We start from the raw sequence: 13054 nt of genomic DNA on the forward strand, positions 1-13054 counted from the left end.
GATGATCCTCTTCGGGATCCTCCCGTGGCTCTTCGCGTCGACGATGTCCGGTCGGCGGTACGAGGTGGAGCTGCCGTGGCGACGCGACCTCGTCCTGCGCTACCGGGGATGGCGCCGCGCCGGCTGGGTCCTCGTCGCCGCGGGACCGGTCATGGCGCTCGTGGGGGCTTCGGCCGGGGTCGAGCGGGCGGGGTTCCTCGTGTGGCTGTCGGTCCTCGGGCTCGCCACGGTCGTCGTCACCGAGTGGCGCCACGCGTCGGCGTCCGGTTGTCGCCGGAGGGCGTCCTCGTCGTGACGCGGGTGCACCCGGACTTCGCTCGGGCCTGCCGGCGCTGACCGCGCCGACGGTCAGCCCTCCGGGGGAGTCTCGGCCGAGAGGCCGCCGTACCACCGCACCACGCCGGCGGCGACGAGCAGGAGCACGCCCGAGACGAGCACCGCCCCCTCCCACGACATCCCGCCGAACCCGGCGAAGAACGCGACGAGCACGGCGCACAGACCGACGGCGGCCGCAGCGGCCGAGAACGAGGACCCCATGCGGTCACCCTAGGGGTGGTCGAGCGGGTTCGGGACGCGGTGCTGGGGTTCGGTGGTGCGGGTGGCGCCGTCGGGTCCGTGCCAGGTGACGGTGCCGTCCGGGTCGAGGTGGGGTCGCCACCGGCCTTGCTGCTTGAAGCGGTGGTGGCGTCGGCAGAGGTCCTCCAACCCGATGGGGGTGGTGTGGCCGACGGGCCAGGGACGCACGTGGTCGAGGTCGCAGCTAGCGGCCGGTCGGGTGCAGCCCCACATCCGGCACGTCCCGTCCCTCGTCTTGACGAACTCGCTGATCGCCGTCGGTGGCTTGTACGCGCCGGTGGTGAGGGAGGCCAGGGTGCCGGTGTCGGCCTCGAGCACGGCGCGGGCGACCTCGAACGGCAGGACCTTGAGGAGGTTGGCGAGGGTGGCGGGGTCGACCCAGCCCAGGCCGGGCAGCTGAGTCCCGGACACCGCGTACCCGGGCGACACGACCGCTTGGGTGTAGGTGAGGTCGCCGTCGAGCTCGGCCGGCTCCTCCAGCCACGACAGCGCTTCCCGGCTGGCCGCGTCGAGGTCCCCGTAGCGCGTCTCCAGTCCGGTCACCGCGTCGATGACCGTCTCGTCGTCGTCCCACTCCATCCGGAACCTCGTCCCGCACTGCTCCTCGGGTGCGGGCCGGTCGGTCACGACCGGCACCCCGAGGGTGACCTGGGCGCTGACCTTGACGTTGCGCAGCACGAGGTCGGCCAGCGCGTCCGCCCGCGACTCCGGCACCGACAGCGCGCCGTCGCTCTGTCGGTAGTCACCAGCCAGCTCCTCCACCGCCGCCCACATCGCGCTCGAGGTCGCCGTCGGCAGGGACGCGAACCACTCCGTCAGCCCGTCCTCACCCGGGCACACCTCCACCCGGCGCCCCTTGCGCGTCCGCGCCACGTGCGCGGCCACCTGGTCGGCCGCCACCCGCGTCGCGACCCGACGTGCCTCACCCGCGACCCGCGCCGGGTCCATCCCCGCCAATCGCGGCGCGAGATCGGCATCGACCCGCACGCACGCCGCCACGTCAAGCCCGGCGCACGCGTCGACCACCTTGTGCACGTTCACCACGGCCACCTCGCCCGCGACGAGCAGCTCGCGCACCCGCGGGAACCGCTCACCCAGCGCAGCACCCAACGCCGCCTTCCGGCCCGCCACCCCCTCGGTCAACCCCGTCGCAAGCGACATCCGCGTCGAGGCCATCGCGTCGACGAACCCCACCGGGTGCACCCGCTCCCACGACCCCGAGCGCACCGTCGTCTCCACTCGAGCACCCCACGCGCCAGCCACCGCCGTGGCCCCCTCGGCCGCGTTCACGACACCCTGCAGCTCCCCCGCCAGCGCGAAGGCCTCCTCCGAGGACAGCGAGTGACCACCCTCGACCAGCTCACGACCCAGCCGCGCGCACTCCTCGCGCAGCGACGCGATGCGGCGGGAGAGGGTCTCGGTGTCCATGCCTCAGTGTACCGAACATCTGTTCGACGGACAAGTGTTGAGACGCCCCTGTGGACAACGAAAGTGCCTGCACCCCAGACCTGTTCGAGCGCCAACCGTCACCGGCCGGCACGCATCACCCGGTGTTCTGCAGCCCCGCCGCGAGCCCGTTGACGGTCAGCAGGAGCGGCCGGTGCCACTGCGACCCCTCGTCCTCGCCGGTCGCCCGCAGCTCGCCGAGCCCGCGCAGCAGCAGGTGGCTGAGCATGTCGACGAACGGCCGCCGCAGCCCGACGGCGGTGTACAGGTGCGGCTTCCGCTCGAGCATCTCGTCCTGCCCCAGCAGCTCGAGCACCATCCGCCGGGTGAGCGCGAGCTCGTCGAGCACCTGGGTCGCGAGCTCGGGCCGCCCACCGAGGGCGAGGAACGCGGCCGCCAGGTCGTCGTCGGTCTTCGCCAGGCTCATCTCGGCGACGTCGACGAGCGCCGCGAACACCGGCCACTCGCGGTAGGCCTGCCGGGCCTCGTCGAGGTCGCCGAGCGCGGCGAGGCCGCTGCCGAGCCCGTACCAGCCGGGCAGGTTGACCCGCGTCATCGACCACGCGAACACCCACGGGATGGCGCGCAGGTCGTCGAGGCTGCGTCCCGACTCCGAGCCGCTGCGCCGCGAGGGACGTGACCCGAGCCGCAAGTCGGCCAGGAGGTCGAGCGGGCTCGACATCGCGAAGAAGTCCGCAAAGCCCGGCTGCTCCACCAGCGAGCGGAACGCCGTCCGGCTCGCCTCTGCCACAGCGGAACCCACGGCGTCGAACCGCCCGGCCGCCTCGTCGCGCGCGGCGACGTGCTCCGGCGCGTCGGTCAGCAGCACGGCCGATGCGACCCGCTCGAGGTGCTGCTCGGCGATGCGGACGTCGGCGTACCGGGCGAAGATCACCTCGCCCTGCTCGGTCACCTTGAACCGCCCGTCGACCGACCCCGTCGGCTGCGCCGCGATGGCCCGGTGCAGCGGACCGCCCCCACGGCCGAGGGACCCACCACGACCGTGGAAGAGCGTCAGCTCCACCCCGTGCCGCCGGGCCCACGCGACGAGCCCGACCTGCGCGCGGTGCAGCGCGAGGGTGGCCGCCGCCGGACCCACGTCCTTGGCCGAGTCGGAGTAGCCGAGCATCACCTCGACCTGCCGGTCGACGCCCTCGAGCCACGTCGCCGTCGACGGCAGGGCCACCCACTCCTCGAGCGTGTGGTCGGCGGCGTCGAGGTCGGCGCCGGTCTCGAAGAGCGGCACGACGTCGAGCGCCAACGGGCGCGTCCCCACCGCGAGCCGGGCCAGCGCCCGCACCGCGACGAGGTCGGCGGCGGACTGGCTGAACGAGACGACGTACCGGCCGCAGCTGCGCCGGCCCCACCGCTGCTGGAGCCAGGCCATGACGCGCAGGGTGTCGAGCACCTCGCGGGTCCGGTCGCCGGGAGCCCCGACGAGCTCGGGCCAGCCGTCGACCGCGAGCCGGTCCAGCAGCGCGGGGTCGGTCGCCGCGACCTCGGGGTCGGCCGGCCGGGCGTCGTCCGGCAGGAGCCCGAGCGCCTCGACGAGGGCCGCCCGGTGGACGGCCGAGTGCTGCCGCACCTCGAGCTCGGCGAGGTGGAACCCGAACGTCTGCACCATCCAGACGACGTCCTGCAGCTCGCCGTGGGCCGTGCGCGCGTCACCGGCGGCGACGAGCGAGTCCTGGACGAGGGCGAGGTCGGCCAGCGCCTCCTCGGGCGAGCCGTACGCGACGCCGGCCCGCTCGTCACGGGTCGCCGCCAGCCGGGCCGCGACGACGAGCAGCTTCTGGCGGTGCGGCTCGTTGGGGGAGTCCTTGGTCACCTCGGCGAGCAGGCGTGGGTGCGCGGCCGCGTCGTTGGCGAGGGCGTCGCGCAGCGCCGCCGTCGGGGGCGTCGACTCCTCGTCGACCGTGATCATCCGGGCGACCCGGTCCACGGCGTCGTGGAGGATCTCGAGCGCCTGGTCGGCATGGGCGCGCACCGTCTCGCGCGTCACCTCGGCGGTGACGAACGGGTTGCCGTCGCGGTCACCCCCCACCCAGGACCCGAACCGGACGATGGGCGGGAGCGGTGTGTCGGAGGGCCGCTCGTCACCGCCGAAGGCCGCCTCGACCGCACGCTGGAAGCGCGGCACCGCGTGGATGAGTGACTGCCGGAAGACCGTGAGCACCGTCTTCACCTCGTCGGCCGGCGTCGGCCGGGTGATGCGCAGCGTCGAGGTGCGCTGGAGGATGTCGATGTCCTCGAGCATCCGGCGCCGCGCGCGGGCCCGCTCCGAGGGGCCCGAGCCCGGGTCGGCGTGCGTGTCGAGGTGCTCGGCGATGCGACGCAGCGCCGACGCCACCGCCCGGCGGCGCGCCTCGGTCGGGTGGGCGGTCAGCACGGGGTGGATGCGCATCCGCTCCAGGCGCGCCCGGGCGTCCGGACCCGCCGCGGCGACGGCCGGCCCGATGTCGCCGGTGTCGCTGCCGCCGCCGTACTCGCCGTCCTCCCGGCGCAGGGACCGGGCCCGGTGCCGCTCCTCGGCGAGGTTGGTCAGGTGCAGGTGCACCGTCAGCAGGCGCGCCAGCCGGGACGTCGTCTCCGGGTCGAGGGCCGCCACGAGCGCCGCCGGGTCGCCGTCCTCCTCGCCGCGGCAGCGCCGCTCGAGGGCGTCGGTCAGCTCGAGGAGGTCCGCGCGTCCGGACTCCTCGACCACCTGCCGGTGCAGGCTCGTCAGCAGGGACAGGTCGTCGAGCATGCTGGCCATGACGGCCAGCCTAGGAGCGCGCGGACGTGGCGCAACGGGGCGTCCACCCACCGTTACGCTGGCGCGGTGCTTCCCGCCCTGCTGCCCGCCGCCACCAGCGACCTCGACCTCGCCCCCTGGGTCTGGTGGGTGACGATCGGCGTCGCCGTCGCCGTCCTCGCCTTCGACATCGCGGTCATCGCCCGCCGCCCGCACCGTCCCTCCACCAAGGAGCTCGTGTCGGCGCTGGCCGTCTACGTCGGTGCCGCGGTCCTCTTCGGGCTCGGGCTCTGGTTCACCGCCGGGGGCCAGCTCGCGGGTGAGTTCTTCGCGGGCTGGCTGACCGAGTACTCGCTCTCGGTCGACAACCTCTTCATCTTCATCCTCATCATGGCGAGCTTCCGGGTGCCGGAGAAGTACCAGCAGTTCGCGCTCATGGTCGGCATCGTCATCGCGATCGTCCTGCGCGGCATCTTCATCGCCGTCGGCGCGGCCGCGATCAACAACTTCAGCTGGGTGTTCTACATCTTCGGCGCGTTCCTCGTCTACACGGCGTGGAAGCTGGCCAGCGGCGGCGAGACCGACGACGACGAGTACGAGCAGAACCGCTTCATGCGCCTGGTGTCCAAGCGCTTCCCGGCCAGCGAGGACTACGACGGCACGAAGCTCTTCACGCGGCAGAACGGGGCCCGGCTCGCCACGCCGCTCTTCTTCGTCATCGTCGCGCTCGGCACGACCGACCTGCTCTTCGCGCTCGACTCCATCCCCGCGATCTACGGCCTCACCGACGAGCCCTACCTCGTCCTCGTCGCCAACCTCTTCGCCCTCATGGGTCTGCGGCAGCTGTACTTCCTCATCGGTGGCCTGCTCAAGAAGCTCATCTACCTCAGCTACGGCCTCGCGGTGCTGCTCGCCTTCATCGGCCTCAAGCTCATCCTCCACGCCCTGCACGAGAACGAGCTCGCGTTCATCAACGGCGGCGAGAAGGTGCCGGTGCCGGAGATCCCGATCTCCGTCTCGCTCGGCGCGATCGTCGTCATCCTCGGCGTCACCACCGTGCTCAGCCTGTGGCGCACCCGGCGCCACCCCGAGCTCGTCGAGGACTGACCCCCGGCCCGGTCCGGCGGCTCAGGCGGCCTGCGCCTCGGCGGGGTCCTTGCGCGCCCCGAGCCCGAGGACGAGGGCCGACGCGCCGACGACGAGCGCCATCCCGACGAGCTGGCTCGGCGCGAGCCGCTGGCCGAGCACGACCAGCCCCGCGACCGCCGCGGCCGCCGGCTCGAGGCTCAGCAGGATGCCGAACACCTGCGCGCGCAGCCGACGCAGCGCCAGCAGCTCGAGCGAGTAGGGCAGCACCGACGACAGCACCGCGATGCCCAGGCCCTTGAGCAGCGCCTCGCCGGTCCACGACGGGACGCTGGTGACCCCGAGCGGCAGCGTGACGAGGGTGGCGACGACCATCGCCAGCGCGAGGCCCTCGAGCTTCGGGAAGGCCGCGCCGGTGCGACCGGACAGGACGATGTAGGCCGCCCAGAAGCCGCCGGCGGCCAGGGCGAGCAGGATGCCCGTCCACTCCAGCTCGGCGAACGGCACCTCGAGCGCCTCCGAGATGAGGACGACGCCCGCCGCGGCCGCGAGCACCCCGAGGGCGTCGACGACACGCCGCGACAGCACGGCCGCCAGCGTGAGCGGCCCGATGAACTCGATGGTCACCGCGACGCCGATCGGCAGGTGCGCCAGCGACTGGTAGAAGGTGTAGTTCATGAGGCCGAGCGCGACGCCGAAGGCCGCGACGGTGGCCCAGGCGCGCCGGGTGTGACCGTGCCAGCGGGGCCGGACGAAGGCCAGCAGCAGCGCGGTCGCGAACAGCAGCCGCATGACGACCGAACCGCCCGCACCGATGACCGGCACGAGGGTCTGCGCCAGCGCGCCGCCGAACTGGACGGACACGACCCCCGCGAGGACGAGCAGGGGAGCGGGAACCCGGTCGGCGGCGGTCGTCACCGCTGCAGGCTAGCCATCACCATGCGCGCTCGCGCCACTCGTCCAGGTGCGGCCGCTCCGCCCCGAGCGTCGAGTCGCCGCCGTGCCCTGGATAGAACCACGTCTGGTCGTCGTACACGCCGAAGATGCGCTCGGTGACGTCGCCGTAGAGGGCGTCGAAGTCCTGGCCCTCGTTCTTCGTGTTGCCGACGCCGCCGGGGAAGAGGGTGTCGCCGGTGAAGAGGTGCGTCACCCCGTCGGGCGCCCGCCAGGCGAGCGCGACCGAGCCGGGCGTGTGGCCGCGCAGGTGCACCACGTCGAGCACGAGCTCACCGACCCGCAGCGTGTCGCCCTGTCGCAGACGGACGTCCGGCGCCAGCGGCAGCGCGTCCGCGTCCTCCTCGCCGGCGTAGGTGCGGGCGCCGGTGGCGCGGGCCACGTCCGGCAGCGCCCGGACGTGGTCCCAGTGCTGGTGCGTCGTCACGAGGTGGTCGAGGCGCCCGGTGCCCTCAGCGACGAGCGCGAGGCAGCGGTCGGGGTCGTCCGCGGCGTCGACCATCAGCTGTTCGCCGGTGGCCGTGCAGGTGAGGAGGTAGACGTTGTTGTGCATGTCCGAGACCGACATCTTGCGCAGGGTCGCGGGGCCGAGCTCGCGCACGTCGCTCGGGCCGCCGGGGGTCACGTCGCCGGTGTAGGCCATCGTCATCGTCCGTCCGGGAGTCGGGGCAGGGGGTCGGCGGAGACACCGTCGGTGAGGCCGCGGGCGAGCCATCCGAGGAGCGCGGCGCGGCTGCCGGTCACCGAGGTCGTGCCCAGGCCGACGGTCCACTCCTCGCCCTCGTCCGAGCGCAGCGTCACGTCCGGGGCGTCGTCGAGGGTGCGCAGGCGCTCGGCCTCCTCGTCGAGGAAGGCCAGCAGGAGCTCGGGCTCGAGGTCGGCGAACCCGAAGCCGGCGTCGAGGTCGACGTGGTGCCACGTCACCTCGCGCAGCCGCATCATCGGGATGTCGGCCGCGGTGCCGCGCACGTCGCCGGGGGTGCGCTCGAGTGCGTGCCCGGCGTGCTCGGGGCCCAGGCGCGGCGCCTCGGCGGCGTACTCGGCGGCGGTGCGCTCGAGGTCGTCGGCGAGCTCGGCGGGGGTGCGGCCGGCGCCCTCGTCGATGTCGGCGTTGCGCTGGTCCCGGCTCGCGTACATCGTCTCGCGGGTGCCGTCGACGGCCGAGCGCACGAGCCGGGCGAGCCCGTCGGCGTTGCGCGCGACGTGGGTGACGACGTGCCCGCGGGTCCACCCCTCGCAGAGCGTCGGGCCGGCGGCGTCGGGCAGGGCCCGCGTGGTGGCGACGAGCCGGGCGGTGTGCGCGCCGACGTACTGGGCGGGGTCGATCCGGGTGCCGGTCATGCCGCCGACGCTACCGCCGCCCGGCCTGCGCGTCGGCCTCCGCGATCGCGATGGCCGCGCGGACGAGCGCGAGGTGCGAGAACGCCTGCGGGAAGTTGCCGACGAGCCGGTCGGTCGACGGGTCGTACTCCTCCGAGAGCAGGCCGAGGTCGTTGCGGATCCCGAGGAGCCGGTCCATCAGGGTGTGCGCGTCGTCGACGCGGCCGCACCGGGCGTAGGCCTCGGCGAGCCAGAACGAGCAGGCGAGGAACGGGTTCTCGTCGCCGCGCAGCCCGTCGACCCCGCTCTCGGTGCGGTAGCGCAGGACGAAGCCGTCGCGCAGCAGGTCCTCCTCGACGGCCCGGACGGTGCCCAGCACGCGCTCGTCGTGGGCCGGCAGGAAGCCGACGGTCGGGATGAGCAGCAGCGCCGCGTCGACCTCGCGGGTGCCGTAGTGCTGGACGAAGGTGCCGCGCTCGGCGTCGAAGCCCTGGTCGAGGACCTCCGCGTGGACGCGGTCCCGCAGGGCGCGCCAGCGCTCGACGTCGCCCTCGTGGCCGTCCTCCTCGACCGCCCGGACGGCCCGGTCGAAGGCGGCCCAGACCATGACCCGCGAGTGCGTGAAGTGCTGCGGCTCGCCCCGGATCTCCCACAGGCCGTTGTCGCTCTGGTCCCAGTGGTCCGCGAGGTCGTCGACGAGGGCCTCCTGGACGGCCCACGACTCGTGCGACTCGCTGACGCCGAGGCGCCGGGCCTCGTCGAGCGAGATCATCACCTCGCCGAGGACGTCGCTCTGGCGCTGGTCGACCGCCGCGTTGCCGACCCGCACCGGGCGCGAGCCCTCGTAGCCGGGCAGGTGGTCGAGCGTGCGCTCGGGCAGCTCGCGGCTGCCGTCGACGGCGTACATGATCTGGAGGTCGGCCGGGTCGCCGGCGACCGCCCGCACGAGCCAGTCGCGCCACAGCCGCGTCTCGTCGACGTAGCCGCAGGCGAGCAGCGCCTCGAGGGTGAGCGAGGCGTCGCGCAGCCAGCAGTACCGGTAGTCCCAGTTGCGCTCGCCGCCGACGTCCTCGGGCAGGCTCGTCGTCGGCGCGGCGACGATGCCACCGCGCAGCTCGTCGGTGAGCAGGCGCAGGACGAGCAGCGAGCGGGTGACCGCGTCGCGGTAGGGCCCGTCGTGGGTGTGCCGGGCGGCCCAGTCGTCGAACCGCCGCACGGTGTCGTCGACGCGGCTCGGCACGTCGAGCGCGCCGGGGACCTCGCACCACGACGGCACCCAGGTCATCGCGAACTCGTAGCGCTCGCCCGCGCGGACCGTGAACTCGTCGCGGTGGTGGTGGTCGGTGGGCTCGGGCAGCCGGTCGCCGCGCAGCACGAGCATGTCCGGCCCCGCGACGGCGCGGATGACCGTGACACCGTCGCAGTCCTCGGTCCGCGACACCCAGGGCAGGACCTTGCCGTACCCCGTCCGCACGACCCACTCGTGGAGCATCGCCACCTCGCCCTCGAGGCCTTCGACGATGCGCACGAGGTCGGCGCGACCGTCGCCGAACGGCATGAGGTCGGTCACACGCACCCGCCCCGTCGCGGTCTCGTGGACGGTGTCGAGGACGAAGCTGTTCTCGCGGTACGCGCGCGTCGCCGTCGCCTCGTCGACCGGCCCGAGGAACCAGCGGCCGTGGTCGTCGGTCCCGAGGAGGGCCGCGAAACAGGCGGGGGAGTCGAAGCGGGGGAGGCAGAGCCAGTCGACGGCTCCGTGCCGGCTGACGAGGGCCGCGCCCTCGGTGTCCCCGAGGAGGGCGTACTCGGCGATGGGGGTGCTCACCTCGTCGACCCTAGACGCCGGGTCTGGACGAACCCCGGATGCCGTCACCGCTGATGAGGGGGCTGTCGGACCCGACACCTAGCATGGCGGGTGTGAGTCATGACCACCTCGTCGTCCGCGGCGCCCGCGAGCACAACCTCAAGGACGTCAGCATCGTGCTCCCCCGGGACGCTCTCGTCGTCTTCACCGGCCTCTCGGGGTCGGGCAAGTCCTCGCTGGCCTTCGACACCATCTTCGCCGAGGGCCAGCGGCGCTACGTCGAGTCGCTCTCGGCGTACGCCCGGCAGTTCCTCGGGCAGATGGACAAGCCCGACGTCGACTTCATCGAGGGCCTCTCGCCCGCGGTGTCGATCGACCAGAAGTCGACCAACCGCAACCCCCGCTCCACCGTCGGCACCATCACCGAGGTCTACGACTACCTCCGTCTCCTCTTCGCCCGCGCCGGCCGCCCGCACTGCCCGGTCTGCGGCGAGCCGATCACCCGGCAGAGCCCGCAGCAGATCGTCGACCGGCTCCTCGAGCTGCCCGAGCGCACCCGCTTCCAGCTGCTCGCGCCGGTCGTCCGCGCCCGCAAGGGCGAGTACGTCGACCTCTTCGCCGAGCTCCAGGCCAAGGGCTTCTCCCGGGCCCGGGTCGACGGCGAGGTCGTCACCCTCACCGACCCGCCGAAGCTCGAGAAGCAGGTCAAGCACACGATCGACGTCGTCGTCGACCGCCTCGTCGCCAAGGGTGACGACACCTCGGCCAAGCGCCGGCTCACCGACTCCGTCGAGACCGCCCTCGGGCTGGCCGGCGGGGTCCTCGTCGTCGACTTCGTCGACCTCGAGGAGGGGCACCCGGAGCGCGAGCGCCGCTACTCCGAGAAGATGGCCTGCCCGAACGACCACCCGCTGTCGATGGACGAGGTCGAGCCGCGCTCGTTCTCGTTCAACAGCCCGTTCGGCGCCTGCCCCGAGTGCAGCGGCATCGGCACCGAGCTCGAGGTCGACCCCGACCTCATCGTCCCCGACGACGACCTGACCCTCGCCCAGGGCGCCATCGCCCCGTGGGCCACCGCGTCGGGCGCCGCCGACTACTTCCAGCGCGTCATGTCGGCCCTCGCCGACGAGATGAAGTTCTCGATGGACACGCCGTGGCGCGAGCTGCCGAAGAAGGTCCGCGACGCGTTGCTCACCGGGCGCAACCACAAGGTGCACGTCCGCTACCGCAACCGCTTCGGGCGCGAGCGCTCGTACTCCACCGGCTTCGAGGGCGCCATCCCGTTCGTCCGGCGGCGCCACTCCGAGACCGACTCCGACTGGAGCCGTGAGCGCTACGAGGGCTACATGCGCGAGGTGCCCTGCCCCGTGTGCAAGGGCGCGCGCCTCAAGCCCGAGTCGCTCGCCGTCCTCATCGGCGGCCGCTCGATCGCCGACGTCTCCCGCCTGGCCATCGGCGACGCCGCGCAGTTCTTCTCGACGGTCGAGTTCACCGAGCGCGAGCGGCAGATCGCGGCGCGCGTCATCAAGGAGATCGACGCCCGGCTCGGGTTCCTCCTCGACGTGGGCCTGGAGTACCTGAGCCTGGACCGGCCGGCCGGCACCCTGTCCGGCGGTGAGGCGCAGCGCATCCGGCTCGCGACCCAGATCGGGTCCGGCCTTGTCGGGGTCCTCTACGTCCTCGACGAGCCGAGCATCGGTCTGCACCAGCGCGACAACCACCGCCTCATCGAGACGCTGACCCGGCTGCGCGACCTCGGCAACACGCTCATCGTCGTCGAGCACGACGAGGACACGATCGCGACGGCCGACTGGGTCGTCGACATCGGCCCGGGCGCGGGCGAGCACGGGGGCGAGGTGGTGCACTCCGGCACCGTCGCCGACCTGCTGACCCACCCCGACTCCATCACCGGCAAGTACCTGTCCGGCCGTCGCGAGATCCCGACCCCGGCCGTCCGTCGCCCGCAGGAGCGCGGCCGGGAGGTCGTCGTCGTCGGGGCGACCGAGCACAACCTCGACAACGTCACCGTCGGCTTCCCGCTCGGCAACCTCGTCGCGGTCACCGGGGTCTCGGGCTCGGGCAAGAGCACGCTCGTCAACGACATCCTCTACAACGTCATGGCGAACAAGCTCAACGGCGCCCGCCACGTCCCGGGCCGGCACAAGTCGGTCACCGGCCTCGACCACCTCGACAAGGTCGTCCACGTCGACCAGAGCCCGATCGGGCGCACCCCGCGCTCGAACCCGGCGACGTACACCGGTGTCTTCGACCACGTCCGCAAGCTCTTCGCGACGACCGAGGAGGCCAAGGTCCGCGGCTACCAGCCGGGGCGGTTCTCGTTCAACGTCAAGGGCGGCCGCTGCGACGCGTGCTCCGGCGACGGCACGATCAAGATCGAGATGAACTTCCTCCCCGACGTCTACGTGCCGTGCGAGGTCTGCCACGGCGCGCGGTACAACCGCGAGACGCTCGAGGTCCACTACAAGGGGAAGTCGATCGCCGACGTCCTCGACATGCCGATCGAGGAGGCCGCCGAGTTCTTCGCGGCGGTCCCCGCGATCGCGCGGCACATGCGTACGCTCAACGACGTCGGCCTCGGCTACGTCCGGCTCGGCCAGCCCGCGCCGACCCTGTCCGGCGGCGAGGCACAGCGCGTCAAGCTCGCCTCCGAGCTGCAGAAGCGCTCGACCGGGCGCACGGTCTACGTGCTCGACGAGCCGACGACCGGCCTGCACTTCGAGGACATCCGCAAGCTCCTCAAGGTGCTCCAAGGCCTCGTCGACAAGGGCAACACCGTCATCGTCATCGAGCACAACCTCGACGTCATCAAGTCGGCCGACTGGCTCGTCGACCTCGGCCCCGAGGGCGGCAGCGGCGGCGGGCGGGTCATCGCCGAGGGCACGCCCGAGGAGGTCGCGGCGCTCGAGGAGTCGCACACCGGGCGCTTCCTCGCGCCGATCCTCGCGAAGACCGCGCGCACGACGGCCGCCCCGGCCAAGCGGGCTGCGTCGAAGAAGACGGCGGCGACGAAGGCCCCGGCCACCAAGGCGCCGGCGAAGAGGACCGCGGCCAAGAGCTCGACCGCCCGTCGGGAGCCGACCCGCAGGACCACCTCCCGCAAGGCCGGCTGACCC

At 73.1% G+C, this 13054-nt stretch carries 10 protein-coding genes; 3 read left to right on the top strand and 7 right to left on the bottom strand.

Annotation, left to right across the window (positions count from 1 at the left end):
- The first annotated feature begins 1 nt into the window (after position 1).
- A complete protein-coding gene (locus LG324_RS11385) occupies positions 2–295 on the top strand; it encodes a hypothetical protein (RefSeq protein WP_404347954.1) in 294 nt (97 codons plus the stop codon).
- A 53-nt stretch (positions 296–348) separates the two neighbouring features.
- On the opposite strand, the gene LG324_RS11390 is transcribed toward LG324_RS11385, so the two are convergent.
- From LG324_RS11390 to LG324_RS11400, 3 genes are all read right to left on the bottom strand, one after another.
- Positions 349–537 (bottom strand): hypothetical protein, encoded by a 189-nt coding sequence (locus LG324_RS11390; protein WP_404347957.1) that lies wholly within the window; start codon positions 535–537, stop codon positions 349–351.
- 9 nt (positions 538–546) lie between these two features.
- Complete coding sequence (locus tag LG324_RS11395) at positions 547–2004, bottom strand: DUF222 domain-containing protein (RefSeq protein WP_404347960.1); 1458 nt, start codon at positions 2002–2004, stop codon at positions 547–549.
- A 115-nt stretch (positions 2005–2119) separates the two neighbouring features.
- A complete protein-coding gene (locus LG324_RS11400; protein ID WP_404347962.1) occupies positions 2120–4777 on the bottom strand; it encodes a phosphoenolpyruvate carboxylase in 2658 nt (885 codons plus the stop codon).
- 66 nt (positions 4778–4843) lie between these two features.
- Between LG324_RS11400 and LG324_RS11405 the strand changes: the two genes are divergently transcribed.
- On the top strand, positions 4844–5863 hold the full coding sequence (locus LG324_RS11405; RefSeq protein WP_404347964.1) for a TerC family protein: 1020 nt from the start codon (positions 4844–4846) through the stop codon (positions 5861–5863).
- A gap of 21 nt (positions 5864–5884) precedes the next feature.
- Here LG324_RS11405 and LG324_RS11410 read toward each other — a convergent pair whose 3' ends face one another.
- The 4 genes from LG324_RS11410 to LG324_RS11425 are packed head-to-tail and all read right to left on the bottom strand — an operon-like array spanning position 5885 to position 9941.
- Complete coding sequence (locus LG324_RS11410; RefSeq protein WP_207021855.1) at positions 5885–6760, bottom strand: DMT family transporter; 876 nt, start codon at positions 6758–6760, stop codon at positions 5885–5887.
- A 16-nt stretch (positions 6761–6776) separates the two neighbouring features.
- Positions 6777–7439 (bottom strand): MBL fold metallo-hydrolase, encoded by a 663-nt coding sequence (locus LG324_RS11415; RefSeq protein ID WP_404347966.1) that lies wholly within the window; start codon positions 7437–7439, stop codon positions 6777–6779.
- A 2-nt stretch (positions 7440–7441) separates the two neighbouring features.
- Positions 7442–8137 (bottom strand): maleylpyruvate isomerase family mycothiol-dependent enzyme, encoded by a 696-nt coding sequence (locus tag LG324_RS11420; RefSeq protein WP_404347968.1) that lies wholly within the window; start codon positions 8135–8137, stop codon positions 7442–7444.
- Positions 8138–8147: 10 nt separating this feature from the next.
- On the bottom strand, positions 8148–9941 hold the full coding sequence (locus LG324_RS11425) for a glycoside hydrolase family 15 protein (RefSeq protein WP_404347970.1): 1794 nt from the start codon (positions 9939–9941) through the stop codon (positions 8148–8150).
- Between the two features lie 83 nt (positions 9942–10024).
- On the opposite strand from LG324_RS11425, the gene uvrA reads away from it, so the two are divergent.
- The gene (gene uvrA / locus LG324_RS11430; RefSeq protein WP_404347973.1) at positions 10025–13051 is read left to right on the top strand and encodes an excinuclease ABC subunit UvrA; all 3027 of its coding nucleotides are present in this window, start codon (positions 10025–10027) and stop codon (positions 13049–13051) included.
- The last annotated feature ends 3 nt before the right edge of the window (positions 13052–13054 follow it).

This window comes from Phycicoccus jejuensis, from assembly GCF_044797865.1.
In the GTDB taxonomy this organism is placed as follows: Bacteria; Actinomycetota; Actinomycetes; order Actinomycetales; family Dermatophilaceae; genus Phycicoccus; species Phycicoccus jejuensis.

What these genes read in the sequence shown, in the direction of transcription:
- uvrA (WP_404347973.1), top strand. Translation starts at nt 10,025, where the DNA reads ATGGCGGGTGTGAGTCATGACCACCTCGTCGTCCGCGGCGCCCGCGAG.
- LG324_RS11395 (WP_404347960.1), bottom strand. Translation starts at nt 2,004, where the DNA reads ATGGACACCGAGACCCTCTCCCGCCGCATCGCGTCGCTGCGCGAGGAG.
- LG324_RS11400 (WP_404347962.1), bottom strand. Translation starts at nt 4,777, where the DNA reads ATGGCCAGCATGCTCGACGACCTGTCCCTGCTGACGAGCCTGCACCGG.
- LG324_RS11390 (WP_404347957.1), bottom strand. Translation starts at nt 537, where the DNA reads ATGGGGTCCTCGTTCTCGGCCGCTGCGGCCGCCGTCGGTCTGTGCGCC.
- LG324_RS11420 (WP_404347968.1), bottom strand. Translation starts at nt 8,137, where the DNA reads ATGACCGGCACCCGGATCGACCCCGCCCAGTACGTCGGCGCGCACACC.
- LG324_RS11385 (WP_404347954.1), top strand. Translation starts at nt 2, where the DNA reads ATGATCCTCTTCGGGATCCTCCCGTGGCTCTTCGCGTCGACGATGTCC.
- LG324_RS11415 (WP_404347966.1), bottom strand. Translation starts at nt 7,439, where the DNA reads ATGGCCTACACCGGCGACGTGACCCCCGGCGGCCCGAGCGACGTGCGC.